This is a genomic window from Actinopolyspora sp. BKK2 (assembly GCF_011291845.1).
Lineage (GTDB): Bacteria > Actinomycetota > Actinomycetes > Mycobacteriales > Pseudonocardiaceae > Actinopolyspora > Actinopolyspora saharensis.
In genome coordinates this window covers 38,212-58,569 of record NZ_JAANTE010000008.1, presented here as the reverse complement: position 1 = coordinate 58,569, position 20,358 = coordinate 38,212, and the positions used below count along the sequence as shown (strand labels likewise).

Here is a 20,358-nt window from a genome sequence, read left to right as displayed (position 1 = left end):
GTTCCTCACGCGCCGACCGGCTGCTCCAGCAGCCGCCTGGTCGGCAGCCCGTCCATGTCACCCCGACTGGTGGTCGCCCGCGCGCCGACCTCGCAGGCCCTGCGCAGCGCGTCCTCCGCGGAAAGACCGTCCAGCCTTGCGCTGATCCAGCCCGCCGCGAAACCGTCACCCGCGCCGACCGTGTCCACCACTTCGACCGGGTGGGCGGGCAGCGAGTGGCTGCCCTGGGGGGTGTGCAGCTCCGCCCCGCGGCCGCCGAGCTTGATCACCACCTCGGACACCCCGCGGCAGAGGTAGAAGTCGGCGACGGCGGCCGGGTCCGCTGCCCCCGTCAGCACTTCCCCCTCGTCCAGGCCGGGCAGCACCCAGTCGGCCCGCTCGGCCAGCTCGTTGATCACCTCGACCATCTCGCCCCGGTCGGACCACAGCGCGGGCCGCAGGTTCGGGTCGAAGGAGACCGTGGCCCCGACCGCGCGGGCGCGGTCGACGGCCTTGCGGGCGCAGTCCAGCGTGCTCGCAGACAGCGCGGCGAACACCCCGGTCAGGTGCAGGTGGCGCGCACCGCCGACCAGCTCCGCGCAGGACTCCGACCAGGCGAAGCGGGACCCGGCGGATGCGCGCCGGAAGTACACGACCGTCGGGTCTCCCTCGGCCACCCGGTTCTTGAGCTGGAACCCGGTTCCCGCTGCCGGGTCGACGGTCAGCCCCGCCGCGTCGACCCCCTCGGCCTCCAGCGTCCTGCGGGCGTGCGTGCCCAGCGGGTCGGCCCCGACGGCGCCGAGGAAGCCGACCCGGTGGCCGAGCCTGGCCAGCCCGACCGAGACGTTGAGCTCCGCTCCGGCCAGGCGCCTGCGGAAGTGCTCGGCGTGCTCCAGCGAGTTCTCCTCGGCGACGAACATCGCCATGATCTCGCCTGGGGTCACCACGTCGTGACCGTGCCGGGCTCGGTTCAATGCTCTCCTCCCCCTGTCCGGTTGCGTTCGACTCGGGTGTGCGCGGCGCGGCTCGTCACCCCGACGGTCAGCTCGCCGATCCCGGAGATCAGCGCCGTGACCGTGTCACCCGCCGCGACGGGCGCGTAGGTGCCCGGGGCCCCGGTGAGCACCACGTCACCCGGGCGGAGTTCGACCAGTTCGGAGAGGAACTCCAGGACCTCGACGACTCCCCTGGCCAGTTCTCCGGTGCTTCCCTCCGCGACCGGGGAACCGTTGCGCAGCAGGGATATCCGGGCGTGGGCGGGATCCGTTTCCGTCTCGATCCAGGGGCCGAGCGGGCTGAACCCGGACCGGCTCTTGGCCGTGGTCCACAGCGGGTCCTCCCGCTGGGCGTCCCTGGCGGTGACGTCGATGCCGACCGTGTAGCCGAGCACGTGCTCCAGGACCTCGCTCCCGCTGCCGTTGCGCAGCGGGGCGCCCAGCACCACGGCGAGTTCGACCTCGGCGTCGACCCGGCCGATGCCCTCCGGGAGCGGGACCTCAGCGCCCGGGTCCGTCACCGTCGCCGGAGCCTTGAGGAACGCCGCGGGTGGCAGCGCCCGGTTCTCCTCCCCGGTGTTGCGCGCCATCCCGAACAGGGTCGCCGGCCGGACCGGGGCCAACCGCTCCCCGGAGAACTCCTCCACCACGGGGACGTCGTCCGGGCGGCGCAGCACCGCCGCGTTGTCCACCGGTTCACCGGCGACCACGTGCTTCCGGCCCCGTCGGGAGAGCACCGTGTGGACCCGGCCGTGGCGGCTCAACCGCTCGATCCTCATCGGTTCCCGTTCCCGGCCGCGAGCTCCGGTTCGGCGGGCTCCGCGCTCGCGGGCGTCCTCCTCGACCGCACCAGCGGGGTGATCAGCGCGGCCAGCACGAGCGAGCCCGCCATCAGCATGAAGGAGGCCGTGTTGGAGCCCGTGGCGGAGTTGAGGTATCCGACCAGGTAGGACCCGAGGAAGCCGCCCAGGGATCCCACCGCGTTCACGCAGGCCACGCCCGCTCCGGCGAAGTCGCGCGGCAGGCTCTCCGAGACGTAGGCGAAGTACGGCCCGTACGGGGCGTACATCGCGCCGCCCGCCACCACCAGCAGCAGGAGGGCCGCGGTGAAGTTGTCCGGCCCGACCAGGTAGGAGAGGTAGAAGGCCGCGCCACCGCCCAGCAGCCAGGGCCAGACGTAGCGGGACCGCGTGCCCGCCCGGTCGGAAACGCGCGAGTTGAGCACCATGAGCAGTGCCGCCACCCCGAAGGGAATGGCCGAGATCAGCCCGGTGAGCCCGATCCCCTGGCCGGATCCGGCCTTGACGATGCTGGGCAGCCAGAAGACCAGCCCGTAGACGCCGATGCTCCACAGCAGGTACTGCACGGAGAACAGCACCACGGGACGGGACCGGACGGCCTCGGCATAGGAGGCGACCGGGGTGCCCGCGCCCTCCTCGGACTCCAGCGCGCTCAGCAGCGCGTCCCGCTCGGAGCGGTTGAGCCACTTGGCCGTGGACGGGAAATCGCTGACCAGGGCCCGGAACACGAAGGCCCAGGCGATGGCTGGCAGCCCCTCGATGATGAACATCTCGCGCCAGCTGGTCAGCTCGACGATGTAGCCGGAGACCGCGTTGAGCCACATGACCGTGATCGGGTTGCCGAGGATCAGCACGGCGTTGGCGCTGCCGCGCTCCCGCTTGGTGAACCACCTCGCGAGGAAGACCACCATCGCGGGCAGCACGGCCGCCTCGACCGAGCCCAGCAGGAAGCGCACGACGAGCAGGGTCACCGCGTGCTGCAGCAGTCCCTGGAGAGTGGCGAGCACGCCCCAGGCGAGGGTGCACCAGAAGATCAGATTGCGGACGCTGCGCCGCTCGGCGTAGATGGTGCCCGGGATCTGGAACAGCGTGTACCCGAGGAAGAACGCGGCTCCGATCAGCGAAGCGGTTCCCCCGCCGATCGCCAGGTCCTCCTTCATGCCACCGGCCACGCCGATGGAGTAGTTGGACCGGTCCAGATAGGCCAGCGAGTAGGTCACGAAGGCGACCGGGAGCAGTCGCAACCACCTCTGCCTGCCCAGTTCGGTCGGGGTTGTCGAAGCGGAGGACGACACCGAGACCCCCTTTACCGCGATGTGGTAAACTTTTCTGTAATATGAAAAGACCATATTCAGGGGTTTGTGACCTCGTCAACACCCGCAGGTAACATCAATGGTGTTTTCCTGCTGGTCGGTCGCAGCGACAGGGGAGGTTCGGTAGCCGTGACGGATCCAGCGGAAAGATCCGAGGACAACGCCAAACGTGGCGACATGGTCGGAAAAGCGCTGCGGGTGCTGAACCTGCTGGGCGAGGCCCCGAACGGCGCGACGCTCTCCGAGCTCGCGCGCCGCGCCGGATATCCGGTCAGCACCACCCACCGGCTGCTGAACTCGATCGCCCGGGAGCAGTTCGCCGTGATCGACGAGGAGCGGCGCTGGCACCTGGGGCTGCGCATGTTCGAGCTCGGCCAGCGCGTGCTCAGCGCCCGCGGATTCGCCGGAGTCACCACCCCGGTGCTGCAACGCGTCTCCGAGCGGACCGGCGAACCGACGCTGATGTCCTTCCGCGAAGGGCACGAGCAGCTCTACGTCAACCACGCAGAGGGCTCGCAGCAGATCCAGATCACCGGAGAACCGGGCAAGCGCGGCCCGCTGCACTGCACCGCCATGGGCAAGTGCCTGATCGCCTTCGCCCCGGAGGAGACACGCGAGCAACTGGTGTCCGAACTGCACCTGGAGAAGCTGGGGCCGCGCACCATCACCGACCGCGCGGCCTTCCGGGAGACCATCGAACAGGTGCGCGCGGACGGCTTCGCCGTGGCCGACGAGGAGCACGAGGAGGGGATACTGGCCGTGGGGGTGCCCGTGCTGACACCCGACGGCACGGTCGCGGCCTCCGTGTCCACCGCCGTGCCCGCGTTCCGCTCCTCGCTGGAGGAGCTCTACACCCACCTGGGGCCGCTCCGGCAAGCGGCCCGCGAGCTGGCGGCGGGCCTTCCTTCCGGGTGAGCGGGTGGACAGTTCCTCAGCTCGGCCTTCGGGAGGGCGATGGTCCAGGGGCCAGCGGCACCGCCGAACTCCCGGACAGGAACTTCAGACCGAAGGGCACCGCTCAGACCGAGCGCTCTGAGCCCAAGTCACCGGCACCGCTGCGGGTTCTCAGTCTCGGGTCTCGCGAGGACAGCCTCGACGTTGTGTAGGTGCCTACCCGATGTCGAGGCTCCCGCAGCGAGACCCCGACTGAGGTTCCGCCACGCAACCACCCAAGCAACCGGCACCGCCGACCCTTCGGGGAAAAATCAGCCTTCGTTCTCGCACGTTCGAGCCCGACGAAGCAACGGGCCGCGCCCCTGCGACCAGCGCTCCCAGGCGAAGAGCACCACCGCCGCCAGCGCCGCCGTGCCGAACATGGCTGCGAACCGGCCGAACTCGACGGTGACGTCCTCCGGGAACAACAGCTCAGGCACCAACTGCCCCAGCAGAAGCAGCACGCCGAACCACACGTACTTCATCGGACTCCCCCGACAAACGCCGCTACGAAAACACCTCGAACATGGAATAGCCTGCTTCGGTACTTGGTCCGGTGGTTGATCCAACCGCCACCCGAGCGTGACATCCCGGCGCAGGAATATCCATAGCGGAATTCCTCCGCGAAAAAAGGGAAACTCTCGGGTAACCACGACCCCAGCACGCGCGGCGGAAATCCTAACGCCGCGCACCGCCCTGCCGACACGCCCCCCGCGTGCACTCGGGCGACGAAGAACACAGCCCGACCCACCCGGGCGAACTGCGCCGGGCGAGTGTTCCGCAACTCACAATATCCCCACGTCAGGGCGATAGCCGCCCGGTCACCTCTGGACCCACCCCCTAACCTGACGGGGTGTCCGAAACCGGAGAAGCACGCCCGAAATCGGGTTGGATCCGGCGGCTGACCGCCGCCTGCTGGCGCCACCCCGTGACCGTGTTGCTTTCCATGGGCTCCGCCGTGACCGCGGTCGGCATGGAAGCGGCCGTACCCGTACTGACCAAGATCGCGGTGGACGACGCGGTGTCCGGAACGACCGCACGGCTCGGCTGGATCGTCCTCGCGATGATCGGGCTGGGACTGTTCCGCTTCGGTGCCGCGTTCGTGCGCCGCTACAGCGCGGGCAAACTCGCCGTGGACGTGCAGCACGACCTGCGCAGGTCCGTGTTCGGTTCCCTCCAGCGCCTCGACGGGGGCAAGCAGGACTCGCTGCGCACCGGGCAGGTCGTCTCGCGTTCGATCAGCGATCTGCAGCTGGTCAACGGGTTGTTGTCCATGCTGCCGCTGGCCGCGGGCACCGTGATGCTCGCCGTCTTCTCCCTCACGGCGATGCTGTGGTTGTCGCCGCTGCTCACGCTGATCGCGCTCGTGGTCGGTCCGCTGATCGCCCTGGTCACGGCCTACAGCAAGAAACGGCTGTTCCCGGCGACCTGGACCGCGCAGCAGCGTGCCGCCGACATCGCCGAGCAGGTCGAGGAAACCGTGAGCGGCGTTCGAGTGGTCAAGGGCTTCGGGCAGGAGCGGCACGAGGTCGAGCGGATGACCACCCGCGCACGCCGCCTGTTCGCCGACCGGATGCGCGCCGCCAGGGTGACCGCCTCGCCCGCGGCGCACCTGACGGCGCTTCCGCTCGCCGGGCAGGTCGGCGTGCTCGGACTCGGCGGCTGGCTGGCGCTGAACGGGCAGGTCAGCGTGGGCACGTTCATCGCCTTCGCCGGATACCTGACCATGCTCGCCGGCCCGGCGCGGATGCTGTCCAACGTGCTGATCCAGTCCCAGCACGCCAGGGCCGGGCTGGAACGACTCCACGACGTGATCGACACCCGGCCGGACGTGACCGACTCCCCCGACGCGGTGGACCTGCCCTCCGGTCCGCTGCGGGTGGAGATGAACGAGGTCCACTTCGGCTACACCGCTGACCAGCCCGTGCTGCGCGGGGCCAACCTGGACGTCCGGCCCAGCGAGACCCTGGCCCTGATCGGCTCGGCCGGATCGGGCAAATCGACCGCGTCGCTGCTGCTTCCGCGCTTCTACGACGTGCGCTCCGGCAGCATCCGGATCGGCGCGGAGGATCCGGAGTCCTTCGAACGGGACATCCGGCAAGTGCGGATGGACTCGCTGCGCTCGGCGGTCGGTGTCGTCTTCGAGGAGGCCTTCCTGTTCTCGGACACGATCAGGGGCAACATCTCCTACGGGCACCCGGACGCCACCGAGCAGGAGATCGTCGCGGCGGCCCGCGCGGCCGAGGCGCACGACTTCGTGATCGACCTGCCCCAGGGCTACGACACCGTCGTGGGGGAACGCGGCCTGACCCTGTCCGGGGGACAACGCCAGCGGATAGCCCTGGCCCGGGCCCTGCTGACCGACCCGCGGGTGCTGGTCCTGGACGACGCGACCTCGGCCGTGGACCCGACCACCGAGGCCGCCATCCACGACACCCTGCGCTCCGTCACCGCCGAACGGACCACCCTGCTGATCGCGCACCGCAGTTCCACCCTCGAACTGGCCGACCGGATCGCGGTGCTCGACGAGGGCAGGATCGTCGACAGCGGAACCAGGCGGGAGCTGGAGCGGCGTTCGGAACTGTTCCGCTCCCTGCTGTCCGGCCCGTCCGGCCCGGTGGATCGGGCCGTGCCCGGGGAGTCGTCCGGACATCCGGTGGGAGCACCCGGGCAGGAGCCGACCCCGGAGCTCTGGCCGGGCGAACGGCGCGGCTCGGGGCAGGCGTCTCCCGCGGCCCCCGCGCGCGTCGACACCGCCCGGACCGGGGGAGCCGCCACCACCGCCCGCGCAGGCGGTGCCGCGGCAGCGCGCTCAGCCGGGGGCGCGGCGAGTGCCACGGCGGAGACCCCGCCCACGGCGGAACTGGCCGAGGCGATCGACCGACTGCCCCGCGCCACGGACGAACCAGAGCTGCACGGGGTGAACCCGACCGCCCCCGACCCGTGCTTCCGGCTGCGTGAGCTGTTCCGGCCGATCCGGGGGAAGCTGCTGCTCACAGTGCTGCTGTTCGCCCTGAGCGCCGTCGCCTCGGTGAGCCTTCCCTCGCTGGTGCGCTGGGGCGTCGACGGCGGGGTCGGGGCGAACGACCCGAGGACGCTGTTCACCGCGACCGCGGTCGGAGCTGGTGTGGTGCTGCTCGGCTGGGTGGCCGTGCGCGCGCAGACGGTGGTGGCAGCCCGCACCGGGGAGAACCTGCTGTACCTGCTCCGGCTGCGCAGCTTCTCCCACCTGCAGCGGCTGGGGCTGGACTTCTACGAGCGGGAACGTGCCGGGCGGATCATGACGCGGATGACCACAGATGTGGACGCGCTCTCCTCGTTCCTGCAGACGGGGCTGGCCACGGCCGTGGTCAGCCTCTCCACGATCATCGGGGTGGCCACGGCGCTGCTGGTCACCGACCTCTCGCTCGCGCTGGTCTCCCTGTCGGTGCTGCCGCTGCTGGTGATCGCCACCGTGATCTTCCGCAGGGTCTCCTCCGTGGCCTACGCGGAGGCGCGCGAGCGGGTCAGCACGGTCAACGCCGAGATGCAGGAGAACGTCTCCGGGCTGCGCGTGTCCCAGGCGCACCGCAGGGAGCGGCTGGCGGCCGAGCGCTTCGCCGAGCGCAGCGACGCCTACCGGCGCTCGCGGCTGCGGGCCCAGCGCTACATCGCCACCTACTTCCCCTTCGTGACGATGCTCTCCGAGCTGGCCCAGGCCGTGGTGCTCGGCGTCGGGGCGACGCGCGTCGCCCAGGGGGAGCTGACGGCCGGTGTGCTGGCGGCGTTCCTGCTGTACCTGGGGATGTTCTTCAGCCCGGTGCAGCAGCTGTCCGGGGTGTTCGACTCCTACCAGCAGGCCCTGGTCGGGCTGCGCAGGATCGGCGAGCTGCTGCGCACTCCCACGACCGTTCCCGAGGCCACCCACCCGGCCACGGTGCCGAGCAAGCTCTCCGGCGAGGTCGAGCTCCGCTCGGTGTCCTTCCACTACCCGGGGTCGGACGACACGGCGCTGTCCGACGTCTCGCTGCACGCGACGCCCGGCGAGACCATCGCGCTCGTCGGAGCGACGGGTGCGGGCAAGTCGACGCTGGTCAAGCTGCTGGCCAGGTTCTACGACGCCTCCGAGGGCGCGGTGCTGGCCGACGACGTCAACATCCGCGACTACCCGACCTGCGGATACCACCGGCACCTGGCCGTGGTCCCTCAGGAGGGGCACCTGTTCGCGGGGGACGTCGCGAGCAACATCGCCTACGGCCGTCCCGACGCCGGACCGGCCGAGATCGAGCGAGCGGCTCGCCGGGTGGGGGCGCTGCCGGGCATAGCCGCGCTCCCGGACGGTTTCCGCCAGCACGCGGGCGAGGGCGGCCGCTCGCTCTCGGCCGGGCAGCGCCAGCTCGTCGCCCTCGCCAGGGCCGAGCTCGTCGACCCGGACATCCTGCTGCTGGACGAGGCCACCGCGGCGCTGGACCCGGCGACCGAGGCGATGGTCGCCGCGGCGCACAACCGCCTCGCGGAGAACAGGACCACCTTCGTGGTCGCGCACCGGTTGGCCACCGCGGCCCGCGCGGACCGCATCGCCGTGCTGGACGGCGGGCGGATCGTGGAGCAGGGCACCCACCGGGAGCTGCTGGCCGAGGACGGCTTCTACGCGCGGCTGTGGGAGAGCGGAGGCGACTTCGACGGCCTCGACGAGCAGCTGCTGCAACGCTCGGAAGTCGGGGAGCAGGCCGAACGGGTGACCACGAGTCCCTAGCGGTTCTCGCTCGGCTCGCTCGGGGTGCCGCCGCGGGGGAGGCGGCCTCCCGCGGCGGCACCGGTCGAGCCGCCACGGGCTGGTACCAAATCTGGCACCTGGAAGGCATGCCGGCCTCATGCCGGCTCTGAACGTGGAATTCACCGAGGAAGAGAGGACTCAGCTCCGTCACGCGGCCGGACGCGAGGCCAAGAGCCTGCGCGCGATGGCTCATGATGCGGTGCTCACCGAGCTGCGACGTCGCAAGGTCACCTGCTGAACTCCTCCGGGACTTCGTTCACCTCCGCCCCCACTGCGCGCCGATGTGATCGCGGCGGGTGACCTCGTCCCACGACGACCACTCCTCACCGGGGAGACGGAACGCACCGGCTGGATCTCTCAGCATGTGGCCACCGGCAACCAGCATGCAGGAAATCCGAAAAGTGCGCTAAACCTCACATTTCCCACGGGGCGCGGGTCCGGCCGGAACGAGCACTTCGAGGCGATGCGGCAAAAACCCCACATACTACCGGAAACGCCGAGTTCGGGCAGGAGCGGACTCACCCGGAAGGAGGCGCGCAACCTTCACCTGATCGATTCGGAGCTCCGGGGTCAACCCCTCGGAACTCGGGAGAGTGCCAACGAGACACCCCGGAAGCGTTAGCCTGGTACGCGAGCGTTGCAAAAACCACGAGCAGATGGATCGAGGCGAACGCCAGCCGTGTCCAGCAGCAGTCCAGCCTCACAGTTCGGCCCCAACGAGTGGTTGATCGAGGAAATGTATGAGCAGTACCTCAATGACCCGTCGTCGGTAGACTCGGCATGGCACGAGTTCTTCGCCGACTACCGGCCCGGCCAGACAACCACCGGGGAGACCTCGGCTGAGGCGGCAAGCGCGACGGCGAGCCGGACCACCTCGACCGCCACCAAGGCCGACCAGCAGAACGGCCAGGTTCACAACGGCGCGACGGTGAGCTCCGCCCCGGCGGACGCGCAACGCCCCAGCTCTCAAGGTACCGCGGGCTCCCAACCGACCCAACAACAAACCGCCTCCGCCAAGAACGGTGCCGCCCAGGACGGCGCCAGGCAGAGCAGCGCGCAGCAGGCTTCCAAACCGTCCCCGCAGGAGGCGGCCAAGGCCGCACCGGTCAAGGAGGAGTCCGGCGGCGACGAGACGAAGACGTTGCGCGGTCCGGCCGCGGCGATCGCCAAGAACATGGAGCAATCGCTGTCGGTGCCCACCGCGACCAGCGTGCGCGCGATCCCGGCGAAGCTGCTCTTCGACAACCGCATCGTGATCAACAATCACCTGAAGCGGAACAAGGGCGGCAAGATCTCGTTCACCCACCTGATCGGCTACGCCCTGGTGCGCGCCCTGCGGGACTTCCCCGGCATGAACCGCCACTACGGCGAGGACGCCAAGGGCAAGCCCGCGGTGGTGACTCCCGAGCACGTCAACCTGGGCCTGGCGATCGACCTGCCGGGCAAGGACGGCTCGCGCAACCTCGTGGTGGCCTCCATCAAGGCGTGCGAGAACATGAGCTTCCTCCAGTTCTGGCAGGCCTACGAGGACATCATCCGCAAGGCGCGCAACAACGCGCTGACCGCCGAGGACTTCGCGGGCACCACGATCTCGCTGACCAACCCGGGCCCCAGCGGAACCAACCACTCGGTGCCCAGGCTCACCCAGGGTCAGAGCGCCATCATCGGCGTGGGCGCCATGGAGTACCCCGCCGAGTTCCAGGGCGCCAGCGAGAAGGCGCTCACCGAGATGGGCATCAGCAAGATCGTGACGCTGACCTCGACCTACGACCACCGGGTGATCCAGGGCGCCGAGTCCGGCGAGTTCCTGCGCAAGGTGCACAACCTGCTGCTCGGCGAGGACAACTTCTTCGACGACATCTTCGCCTCGCTGCGCATCCCCTACGAGCCGGTTCGCTGGTCCACCGACATCCCGGAGGGCGCGGTCGACAAGACCGCCCGGGTGCTGGAGCTGATCGACGCCTACCGCACCCGCGGTCACCTGATGGCCGACATCGACCCGCTGAACTACCGGCAGCGCAGGCACGAGGACCTCGACGTCCTCTCGCACAACCTGACGCTGTGGGACCTCGACCGGGAGTTCCCCGTCGGTGGTTTCGCCGGGCAGGAGCACATGACCCTGCGCGACGTCCTGGGTGTGCTGCGGGACTCCTACTGCCGCACGGTCGGCGTGGAGTACATGCACATCCTCGAGCCGGACGAGCGCGAGTGGCTCCAGCACCGCGTCGAGAAGCCGCACGAGAACCCGGACCAGTCCGAGCAGAAGTACATCCTGTCCAAGCTCAACGCGGCCGAGGCCTTCGAGACCTTCCTGCAGACCAAGTACGTCGGGCAGAAGCGCTTCTCCCTGGAGGGCGCCGAGACCATCATCCCGCTGTTGGACGCGGTGCTGGACTCCTCGGCGCAGACCGAGCTCGACGAGGTCGTGGTCGGCATGCCCCACCGGGGCAGGCTCAACGTGCTCGCCAACATCGTCGGCAAGCCGATCGCCCAGATCTTCCAGGAGTTCGAGGGCAACCTCGACCCGGGCCAGGCGCACGGCTCCGGCGACGTGAAGTACCACCTGGGAGCCGAGGGCAAGTACTTCAGGATGTTCGGTGACGGCGAGACCAAGGTCTCGCTGACCTCCAACCCCTCGCACCTGGAAGCCGTCGACCCCGTGCTGGAAGGCCTCGTCCGGGCCAAGCAGGACATCCTGAACAAGGGTCAGGAGGGCTTCACCGTGCTGCCGGTGCTGCTGCACGGTGACGCCGCCTTCGCGGGACAGGGCGTGGTCGCCGAGACGCTGAACCTCTCGCTGCTGCGGGGCTACCGCACCGGCGGGACGGTGCACGTGATCATCAACAACCAGGTCGGCTACACCACCACGCCCGAGTCGGGGCGTTCGAGCAAGTACTCCACGGACGTGGCCAAGATGACCGGTTCCCCGGTGTTCCACGTCAACGGCGACGACCCCGAGGCCTGCGTCTGGGTCGCCAAGCTCGCGGTGGAGTACCGCAACACCTTCGGCAAGGACGTCGTGATCGACATGGTGTGCTACCGCAGGCGCGGGCACAACGAGGGCGACGACCCGTCGATGACCCAGCCGTCCATGTACGACGCCATCGACAAGATGCGCAGCGTCCGCAAGACCTACACCGAGTCGCTGATCGGGCGCGGCGACATCACCGTCGACGAGGCCGAGAACGCGCTCAAGGACTACGCCAACCAGCTCGAGCACGTGTTCAACGAGGTGCGCGAGCTGGAGAAGCACCCGCCGGAACCGAGTCCCTCGGTCGAGTCCGAGCAGCAGATCCCCACCAAGCTGGACACCAGCATCTCCGAGGAGGAAGTGCGGCGGATCGCCGACGCGCAGACCGACCTCCCGGAGGGCTTCACCCCGCACTCGAGGGTCAAGCCCGTGCTGGAGCGGCGCACCAAGATGGGCAAGGAAGGCGGGATCGACTGGGCGTTCGGCGAGCTGCTCGCGCTCGGCTCGCTGACCACCTCGGGCTACCCGGTGCGGCTGACCGGGCAGGACACCCGGCGCGGCACCTTCGGGCAGCGGCACGCGGTGGTCATCGACCGCAAGACCGGCTCCGAGTACACCCCGCTGCAGAACCTCTCCTCGGACCAGGCCAAGTTCCTCACCTACGACTCCGCGCTGTCGGAGTTCGCCGCCGTCGGCTTCGAGTACGGCTACTCGGTGGGCAACGCCGACGCCATGGTGCTGTGGGAGGCCCAGTTCGGCGACTTCTTCAACGGGGCCCAGCCGATCATCGACGAGTTCATCTCCTCCGGTGAGGCCAAGTGGGGACAGCGCTCGGACCTGGTCCTGCTGCTCCCGCACGGTCACGAGGGCCAGGGCCCCGACCACAGCTCGGCCCGCATCGAGCGCTGGCTGCAGCTGTGCGCGGAAGGGTCCATGACGGTGTCCATGCCGTCCACCCCGGCGAACTACTTCCACCTGCTGCGCAGGCACGCCCTGGACGGCATCGACCGGCCGCTGGTCGTGTTCACCCCCAAGTCGATGCTGCGGCTCAAGGAGGCCACCAGCCCGATCGAGCACTTCACCTCCGGCAAGTTCGCCTCGGTCATCGACGACCCGACCGAGCCGGACCCGAACGAGGTGCGCAAGATCGTGCTCTGCACCGGCAAGCTCTACTACGAGCTGGCCGCGGAGCAGGCCAAGCAGGAGTCCCGGGACACGGCGGTCGTGCGGCTGGAGCAGCTCTACCCGCTCCCGCACCGCAAGCTGGGCAGGCTGCTGGAGCGCTACTCCAACGCCTCCGAGATCCGCTGGGTGCAGGAGGAGCCGCGCAACCAGGGAGCCTGGCCGTTCCTCGGGCTCGCGCTGCCCCAGCAGTTCGGTCCCGAGCTGGCGGGGCGGCTCAAGGTCGTCGCGCGCAGGCCCATGGCCGCCCCGGCCACCGGGCTCAAGAAGGTTCACGACGTGGAGCAGGCTGAGGTCATTACCAACGCCTTCGCCGACTGAGCCCTCACAGCGGGACCTCGCGTGCGTGGTCGGTTAGCCGTCACGTGAGTCGGCGCCTTGCCGCGTTGGGCCGCTCTTGAGTAGCGACCTACGCGGCGAGCGGCCCGGCCTTGCAATGCATCCGACTCACGCACCGGGGTCCCTGCTCTGCGCAGGCTCAAAGCGCTCGCGTCGGAGTGGCGGGGTTTCCGAGAACTCAAGTTCTCCGGGAACTCGAGTTGCTCGGGTGGTTTCGTGGCGGAACTTCTCGCGGGCTCTCGCTCCGGCGAGGCCCGACATCGAGTAGCCACCTACGCCACGTCGGGCCTTCCTCGCGAGAGCACCACGAGAGAACCCGCGGTCGGTCGGGCTGCGCAGGCTCAAAGCGCCTGGATTGGACGGAATCCCTGTCCGGGAATTCGGTGGATCCGCGGGTGCTCCTCGGTGCTTCCGGCGCCGAGAGCTCCACGCCGGTGGTCGACGCGACAGAAGAGTTCAGCACGGTGACGGGGTCGCCGGTCCGCACGGGCCGGCGACCCCGTTTGCTCTCGGGACCGGTCACCGCACGGGCAGGCCGCGTTCCCGCGCGGCGGCTGCCTGCCTGTCGCCCCGGGTCACCATCACCAGGTCGTCGTCCGCCGCGAGCGGAGCGGCCTGTTCGAGGGCTGCCCCCAGGTGCATGGCGTCCAGCGTGCGCATCGGGTGCGACAGCACCAGTTCCCTGGCCCTGGGCACGATCACCCCCGGATCCATCCGCAGCACGGCGATGGGCCCTCGTTCCCGCAGTCGCGGTCGAACCGGTCGAGCACCCGGGTGATCGTGGCGGCACGATCGCCGCGCTGGGTGGCGGAAACGGCCGAGGCGAACGCCGGTGAAGCTCGTCGTCCACCCGCGCGATCAACTGCCTCATGCAATGAGGATTGCGAACACGCATCATCGATATCACTTCAGCGCTCCGCCCCCGGCGGTGACTTCCCGCCTGCCGGACCGGCGCGGAGAGCACCGCCCCGATCCGGTTCCGGGGAAACGGCGGCTTAAGCTGCCCCTGAACAACCACCGAACAGGAAACCAGGACCGTTGGGAGGCGGGTTTGTACTTCACCGACCGTGGCCTCGAAGAGCTCGAGGAACGTCGCGGCGACGAACAGGTGAGCATGGTCTGGCTGGCCGACCGGATGCGTGCCTTCGTCGACGAGAACCCCGAGTTCGAGGACTCCGTCGAGCGGTTGGCGACCTTCCTGGCCCGCGACGAGGGCGACGAGGAGAGCTCCGCGGACGAGGAGGCGGAGGTCGAGCAGTGAGCTCCGCTCCCCGGCGAGCGAGCACGTGACCACTCCCCCGCGCGCTGTGCAGTCTGACTTACCCCCCTGTGCGGAAAGTCCTGCTGGACCGGCGCCGCGGGTGGGGAGACAATCCCGTGCGGCGATCCCGATGCGCCCACCGGCGTACCGGCGGAACGGACGCGGCCACACCAGGGGTGAACAGCCCGGCCGGATCGCCGCGGAATTGGAGGAACCGTGCGAGCACTGGTGAAACCGGCCGCCGCGCCGGGGCTGGAGCTCACCGAGGTCGCCGACCCGGAACCCGGGCCGCGGGACGTGGTCCTCAAGATCCTGCGAACCGGGATCTGCGGCACCGACCTGCACATCGACGCCTGGGACGAGTGGGCGGCCGAGAACATCACCCCACCCCTGATCGCGGGTCACGAGTTCGTGGGAGAAGTGGTCGAGGTCGGCGCGGGGGTTCGCCAGGTGGCCGTGGGCGACCTGGTCAGCGGCGAGGGCCACCTGGTCTGCGGCAGGTGCCGCAACTGCCTGGCGGGCAGGAGGCACCTGTGCGCGAACACCCGGGGACTCGGGGTGCACTACGACGGCGCGTTCGCCGAGTACGCGGCCGTGCCCGAGTCGAACTGCTGGGTGCACCAGCAGGCCGTCGACCCGGACGTGGCCGCCGTCTTCGACCCGTTCGGAAACGCCGTGCACACGGCGCTGAGCTTTCCGGTCGTCGGCGAGGACGTGCTGATCACCGGCGCGGGCCCCATCGGACTGATGGCGGCGAGCGTGGCGCGGCACGCGGGCGCCCGCCACATCGTGATCACCGACGCCAGCGAGTACCGGTTGGAGCTCGCGCGCCGGATCGGCGTGGACTTCGCCATGAACGTCTCCGAGCACGAGCCGCACGAGGTCCAGGAACGGCTCGGGATGACCGAGGGCTTCGACGTGGGCATGGAGATGTGCGGGCAGCCCTCGGCGCTGCGCGACATGATCTCCAACATGGCCCACGGCGGGCACATAGCCATGCTCGGCCTGCCTGCCGAGGGCTTCGCCATCGACTGGAGCTCCGTCGTGCTCAAGATGCTCACCCTCAAGGGCGTCTACGGCAGGGAGATGTTCGAGACCTGGTACTCGATGTCGGTGCTGCTGGAGTCGGGTCTGGACCTGAGCCCCGTGATCACCCACCGCTTCGGCCACACCGAGCACCGGAAGGCCTTCGACACCGCACGCGGCGGCCGGTGCGGCAAGGTCATCCTGGACTGGACGGTGTAGCAGCAGGACTTCCGCGGGCCGGAACGGCGGAAGCGGCGAGCCCCACGAGCGGATCCTGCCGCGTGAGTCGGACGCGTCGCGAGGCGTCGACGCACGCGGCGGCCACCCGACCAGGCGAGCAAAGCTCCACCACGAGTTGCAAACGGCGAAAGGAAACCCCCCATGCTCGGCAAAGTCGCCGAAGACCTGCGCGGCAGGCTGGACGAGATCCGCTCGGCGGGCCTGTACAAGCACGAGCGCGTCCTGGACACCCCGCAGCGGGCGCGGGTCGCGGTCAGCTCGGACGGCTCCGAGGAGGAAGTGCTCAACCTCTGCGCCAACAACTACCTGGGACTGGCCGACAACCCCGAGCTGGTCGAGGCCGCCAAGCGGGCGCTGGACCAGTGGGGGCTCGGAATGGCCTCCGTGCGGTTCATCTGCGGAACCCAGGCACCGCACAAGGAGCTGGAACGGCGGCTGGCCGAGTTCCTCGGCACCGGGGACACGATCCTGTACAGCTCGTGCTTCGACGCGAACACCGGCCTGTTCGAGAGCCTGCTCGACGAGCAGGACGTGATCATCTCCGACGAGCTCAACCACGCGAGCATCATCGACGGCGTCCGGCTGTGCAAGGCCCGCCGCGCGCGCTACGGCAACCGCGACATGGCCGAGCTGGAGCGCAAGCTGATCGAGCACGCCGACGCCAGGCACCGGCTGATCGTCACCGACGGCGTGTTCTCCATGGACGGCTACCTGGCCCCGCTGGACGAGATCTGCGAACTGGCCGAGCGGCACGACGCGATGGTCATGGTCGACGACTCGCACGCGGTCGGCTTCCTCGGCTCCACCGGAGCGGGCACCCCTGAGCTGTTCGGGGTCACCGACCGGGTGGACATCGTCACCGGAACCCTGGGCAAGGCCCTGGGCGGCGCCAGCGGCGGCTACGTCGCGGCCTGGCCGGAGATCGTGGAGCTGCTGCGCCAGCGCTCCCGCCCCTACCTGTTCTCCAACTCGCTGGCTCCCCCGATCGTCGCCTCGGCACTGGCCGCGCTGGACCTCATCGCGAGCCGCCCGGAGCTGCGCGAGCAGCTGCGCTCCAACAGCGAACTCTTCCGCTCCCGAATGACCGAGGCGGGCTTCGACCTGCTGCCCGGGCAGCACCCGATCATCCCGGTGATGATCGGCGACGCGGCCGAAGCCGCGCGCATGGCCGAGCTGCTCCTGGAGGAAGGGGTCTACGTCATCGGGTTCTCCTACCCGGTGGTTCCCCACGGCAAGGCCCGCATCCGCACTCAGATGTCGGCCGCGCTCGACTCCTCCGACGTCGAGAACGCGGTGGCCGCGTTCGTCAGGACCCGCGAAAAAGCAGGTAAGCTGGCCCAATGATTGACCCGCGTCGACTGGCCGTGCTGCGCGCGCTGGCCGAGCACGGCACGGTGCGCGCGGCGGCCGAGACGCTCTTCCTCACCCCCTCGGCCGTCTCACAGCAGTTGACCTCCCTGGAGCACGAGGCAGGCGAGGAGCTGCTCGTCCGCAGCGGGCGCCGCGTCCGCCTGACCGCGGCGGGCGAGCTCCTGGCCGAGCACGCCAAGAACGTGCTGGCCGAGCTGGAACGCGCCGAAGCCAGCATGGCCGCCTGCGCCGCGGGCACCGTGGGACGTGTCGAGGTGGCCTCCTTCGCCTCCGCGATAACGCGGGTGCTGGCTCCCGCCATCACCACGCTGCGCGGATCGGCCCCCGGCATCACCGTGCTGGTCCGCGACGCGGAGGCCCACAACAGCCTGCTGATGCTGCTGTCCGGCGAGACCGACATCGCGGTCTCCATGGAGTACAGCGCGACCGCCCGCGGCGAGGAACCCCGCCTGACCCGCTATCCGCTCTACACCGAACCCTTCGACGCGGTGCTGCCGCCCCGGCACCCGCTGTGCTCCCACGAGACGGTCGGGGTCGAGGAGCTGAGCGCCGAGGACTGGATCGTCCCGCTGCCGGACAACCCCTGCCGCGAGGTCGTCCAGAGCCGGTGCGCCGACGCCGGGTTCGCCCCGAACATCACGCACACCTCGGACGACTTCCACGCGGTCGTCGCGCTGGTCGCCGCCGGAACCGGCGTGGCGCTCGTGCCGCGCGGGGCAGTTCCCGCCGAGCACGGCGCTCAGGTCCGCCCGCTGAGTGACCGGGCGCCCACCAGGAGGGTGTTCGCAGCGGTCCGGCACGGTCGTGAGCAGCACCCGCTGCTGCGGAGCGTGCTGGACGCGCTGCTCGAGAACGCACAACCGATCTGAACGGCCCGCACCACCTCCCACGTCCGGCACCGGGAGACCGCGGAGTCGACCACGCTCGCGAACTCGCGGAGCCCCGCTTACGTTCGACCAGCGAAAACCGGCAACACGAAGCACCACCGCAGAGAGGCGGGAGCGAACATGGCACAGGACGACGCCGAGCAGCCGAGCGGCACCTCCGAGACGCGGAACGGCCCGCTGGAGCAGCACGACGGGGACGACCGGGGCGGCAGGACGAGCATCGCGGACTCGGTCGTGCAGAAGATCGCGGCGATCGCCGCGCGCGAGGTCTCCGGGGTGCACGCGCTGGGCAGTGGGGTTTCCAGGGCGTTCGGCGCGCTGCGGGAACGGGTCTCCGGCGGCAGCGGCACCTCCACCTCGTCCGGGGTCCGGGTCGAGGTGGGCGAGAAGCAGGCCGCCGTGGACCTGGACGTGGTCGTCGAGTACGGGGTGTCCATCGTGGAACTCACCCGGGCGGTGCGGCGGAACGTGCTGAGCTCCGTCGAGCGCATGACCGGTCTGGATGTCATCGAGGTCAACATCGCCGTCAACGACATCCGGCTGCCCTCCGAGGAGAGCGAGGCGAACGAGTCGTCCCGGGTGGAGTGAGACCCCCGCGGGACGAGCCGACTCGGTGCCTCGCCACTCGGCGGGGCACCTGGAGCGGGGCCCGTCCGGAACACGCACACCGGGCCACGAACAGGACGCGATTCCGGTCCGACACGTGCGTTCCCCGGGCCGGCGGTGGTGGGATCGGCGAAAATCCCCGGGAAAGTGAGCGACGATGGCACCGTCCGAACACCAGCTGATCATCGGAGGCGGCACCCGCCCCGCCGCGCACGGGCGCACGACCGCGGATACCTCGCCCCACACCGGTGAGGTCTTCGCCGAGGTCGCCGCGGCTTCCGTCGAGGACGTGACCGCGGCGGTCGACGCGGCCGCCGCCGCGTTCGGCCAGTGGTCGCGCACCGGAGCGCTGCGGCGCAGGGAGATCCTGCTGCGGGCGGCGGATCTGCTGGGCGAGCACACCGAACAGCTCGTCGAGCTGATGGCAGGCGAAGTCGGCGGTACCCGCCCGTGGGCGGCGTTCAACGTGGATCTGGCCGCGAACATCCTGCGGGAGGCCGCCGCCTCCACCACCGGCCCGCGCGGCGAGGTGCTGACCTCCTCCGACCCCGACGAGTGGAGTTTCGCGCTGCGGCAGCCCGCCGGGGTGGTCGCGGCGTTCGCGCCGTGGAACGCCCCGCTGATCCTCGGAACGCGCTCGTTCGCCACCGCGCTGGCCATGGGCAACACGGTGGTGCTCAAGCCGAGCGAGCAGGCTCCGCTGACGGCGGGGCTCCGGTTGGCCGAGATCCTGCGGGAGGCCGGGCTGCCGGACGGCGTGCTCAACGTGATCACCAACGACGGCGCGGACGGCGCCGAGATCGGCAACGCGCTCATCGCCGACCGCAGGGTCCGGCGGATCAACTTCACCGGATCCACCGAGGTCGGGCGTTCCATCGGGATCGAGGCCGCCCGCCACCTCAAACCCGCGGTGCTGGAACTCGGCGGCAAGAACTCGGTGCTGGTGCTCGACGACGCGGACCTGGACTACGCGGTGGACGCGGTCGCCTTCGGCGCGTTCATGAACGCGGGCCAGATCTGCATGTCCGCCGACCGGGTGCTGGTTCCCGAGGCGATGCGCGCCGAGTTCACCGAGCGACTGGGCAAGAAGGTCGCCGGACTCCCCTTCGGCGATCCCAGCGACCCGGACACCGTGCTCGGCCCGGTGATCGACGAGGCGGCCGCGCGGCGGATCTCCGCGCTGGTCGACGACGCCCTGGAACGGGGTGCCGTGGCGCACTGCGGCGGGCAGCCACCGGAAGGGGCGTTCTACCGGCCGACGGTGCTCAGCGACGTCACCCCGGAGCAGCGGATTCACTCGGAGGAGATCTTCGGCCCGGTCACCACGGTGCTCGGCTACGAGTCCGTGGAGGAGGCGATCGAGGTCGTCAACGACACGCCGTACGGGCTGACCGGCGGGGTGATCACCGCCGACACCCGGAAGGGCTGGGAGATCGCACGACGAGTCGAGACCGGGATCTTCCACATCAACGACCAGTCGGTGGGCGACCAGCCCCAGGCCCCCTTCGGCGGCATCAAGGACTCCGGGTTCGGCCACTTCGGCGGGCGCAGCGGTGTCGAGGCCTTCACCGACACCAGGTGGGTGACCTTTCGGGAGCAGCAGGCGCACTACCCATTCTAGATGTGTCGTCCCGGGGCTCGGTTTTCATAGGTGGTTGCGTGGCGGAACCTCAGTCGGCGCCCGGCTGCGGGTGCCCCG

Annotated in this window: 15 protein-coding genes; 10 read left to right on the top strand and 5 right to left on the bottom strand. The window is 70.0% G+C overall.

What is annotated here, in order from left to right; all coding sequences use genetic code 11:
- Nucleotides 1–5 precede the first annotated feature (5 nt).
- From G9Q41_RS16540 to G9Q41_RS16530, 3 genes are read right to left on the bottom strand one after another with little or no spacing between them, the layout of a single operon-like run.
- On the bottom strand, nucleotides 6–926 hold the full coding sequence (locus tag G9Q41_RS16540; RefSeq protein ID WP_347567600.1) for a sugar kinase: 921 nt from the start codon (nucleotides 924–926) through the stop codon (nucleotides 6–8).
- Between the two features lie 23 nt (nucleotides 927–949).
- Nucleotides 950–1,738, bottom strand: a complete 789-nt coding sequence (locus G9Q41_RS16535) for a fumarylacetoacetate hydrolase family protein (protein ID WP_165633534.1) — start codon at nucleotides 1,736–1,738, stop codon at nucleotides 950–952.
- A gap of 11 nt (nucleotides 1,739–1,749) precedes the next feature.
- Nucleotides 1,750–3,069, bottom strand: a complete 1,320-nt coding sequence (locus tag G9Q41_RS16530) for an MFS transporter (RefSeq protein ID WP_165633535.1) — start codon at nucleotides 3,067–3,069, stop codon at nucleotides 1,750–1,752.
- A 147-nt stretch (nucleotides 3,070–3,216) separates the two neighbouring features.
- Here G9Q41_RS16530 and G9Q41_RS16525 point away from each other — a divergent pair, with 147 nt between their 5' ends.
- The gene (locus G9Q41_RS16525; RefSeq protein WP_217637844.1) at nucleotides 3,217–4,002 is read left to right on the top strand and encodes an IclR family transcriptional regulator; all 786 of its coding nucleotides are present in this window, start codon (nucleotides 3,217–3,219) and stop codon (nucleotides 4,000–4,002) included.
- Between the two features lie 290 nt (nucleotides 4,003–4,292).
- Here the strand turns inward: G9Q41_RS16525 and G9Q41_RS16520 are convergent, their stop codons facing one another.
- The gene (locus G9Q41_RS16520; protein WP_165633536.1) at nucleotides 4,293–4,505 is read right to left on the bottom strand and encodes a hypothetical protein; all 213 of its coding nucleotides are present in this window, start codon (nucleotides 4,503–4,505) and stop codon (nucleotides 4,293–4,295) included.
- Nucleotides 4,506–4,873: 368 nt separating this feature from the next.
- Between G9Q41_RS16520 and G9Q41_RS16515 the strand changes: the two genes are divergently transcribed.
- From G9Q41_RS16515 to G9Q41_RS16505, 3 genes are all read left to right on the top strand, one after another.
- Nucleotides 4,874–8,755: an ABC transporter ATP-binding protein gene (locus G9Q41_RS16515; RefSeq protein ID WP_165633537.1), complete on the top strand. Its 3,882-nt coding sequence runs from the start codon at nucleotides 4,874–4,876 to the stop codon at nucleotides 8,753–8,755.
- A gap of 118 nt (nucleotides 8,756–8,873) precedes the next feature.
- Nucleotides 8,874–9,014, top strand: coding sequence for a hypothetical protein (locus tag G9Q41_RS16510; protein WP_165633538.1), 141 nt, complete (start codon nucleotides 8,874–8,876; stop codon nucleotides 9,012–9,014).
- Nucleotides 9,015–9,455: 441 nt separating this feature from the next.
- Entirely contained in the window at nucleotides 9,456–13,250 is a 3,795-nt protein-coding gene (locus G9Q41_RS16505; protein WP_092523815.1) for a multifunctional oxoglutarate decarboxylase/oxoglutarate dehydrogenase thiamine pyrophosphate-binding subunit/dihydrolipoyllysine-residue succinyltransferase subunit, read from the top strand.
- 537 nt (nucleotides 13,251–13,787) lie between these two features.
- Here the strand turns inward: G9Q41_RS16505 and G9Q41_RS16500 are convergent.
- The gene (locus G9Q41_RS16500) at nucleotides 13,788–13,991 is read right to left on the bottom strand and encodes a type II toxin-antitoxin system VapC family toxin (RefSeq protein WP_165633539.1); all 204 of its coding nucleotides are present in this window, start codon (nucleotides 13,989–13,991) and stop codon (nucleotides 13,788–13,790) included.
- A gap of 328 nt (nucleotides 13,992–14,319) precedes the next feature.
- On the opposite strand from G9Q41_RS16500, the gene G9Q41_RS16495 reads away from it, so the two are divergent.
- From G9Q41_RS16495 to G9Q41_RS16470, 6 genes are all read left to right on the top strand, one after another.
- On the top strand, nucleotides 14,320–14,529 hold the full coding sequence (locus G9Q41_RS16495) for a DUF6104 family protein (RefSeq protein ID WP_165633540.1): 210 nt from the start codon (nucleotides 14,320–14,322) through the stop codon (nucleotides 14,527–14,529).
- A 216-nt stretch (nucleotides 14,530–14,745) separates the two neighbouring features.
- Nucleotides 14,746–15,774: an L-threonine 3-dehydrogenase gene (gene tdh, locus G9Q41_RS16490; RefSeq protein WP_165633541.1), complete on the top strand. Its 1,029-nt coding sequence runs from the start codon at nucleotides 14,746–14,748 to the stop codon at nucleotides 15,772–15,774.
- 162 nt (nucleotides 15,775–15,936) lie between these two features.
- On the top strand, nucleotides 15,937–17,139 hold the full coding sequence (locus G9Q41_RS16485; RefSeq protein WP_165633542.1) for a glycine C-acetyltransferase: 1,203 nt from the start codon (nucleotides 15,937–15,939) through the stop codon (nucleotides 17,137–17,139).
- Entirely contained in the window at nucleotides 17,136–18,035 is a 900-nt protein-coding gene (locus tag G9Q41_RS16480; protein ID WP_092523827.1) for a LysR family transcriptional regulator, read from the top strand. Before G9Q41_RS16485 ends, G9Q41_RS16480 begins: the two co-directional genes overlap by 4 nt.
- A 138-nt stretch (nucleotides 18,036–18,173) precedes the next feature.
- Nucleotides 18,174–18,641, top strand: a complete 468-nt coding sequence (locus G9Q41_RS16475; protein ID WP_092523829.1) for an Asp23/Gls24 family envelope stress response protein — start codon at nucleotides 18,174–18,176, stop codon at nucleotides 18,639–18,641.
- A gap of 175 nt (nucleotides 18,642–18,816) precedes the next feature.
- Nucleotides 18,817–20,280, top strand: a complete 1,464-nt coding sequence (locus G9Q41_RS16470; protein WP_165633543.1) for an aldehyde dehydrogenase family protein — start codon at nucleotides 18,817–18,819, stop codon at nucleotides 20,278–20,280.
- Nucleotides 20,281–20,358 lie beyond the last annotated feature (78 nt).

Coding starts and splice junctions, on each gene's coding strand:
- G9Q41_RS16520 (WP_165633536.1), bottom strand. CDS start 4,505: ATGAAGTACGTGTGGTTCGGCGTGCTGCTTCTGCTGGGGCAGTTGGTG.
- G9Q41_RS16510 (WP_165633538.1), top strand. CDS start 8,874: ATGCCGGCTCTGAACGTGGAATTCACCGAGGAAGAGAGGACTCAGCTC.
- G9Q41_RS16485 (WP_165633542.1), top strand. CDS start 15,937: ATGCTCGGCAAAGTCGCCGAAGACCTGCGCGGCAGGCTGGACGAGATC.
- G9Q41_RS16480 (WP_092523827.1), top strand. CDS start 17,136: ATGATTGACCCGCGTCGACTGGCCGTGCTGCGCGCGCTGGCCGAGCAC.
- G9Q41_RS16475 (WP_092523829.1), top strand. CDS start 18,174: ATGGCACAGGACGACGCCGAGCAGCCGAGCGGCACCTCCGAGACGCGG.
- G9Q41_RS16470 (WP_165633543.1), top strand. CDS start 18,817: ATGGCACCGTCCGAACACCAGCTGATCATCGGAGGCGGCACCCGCCCC.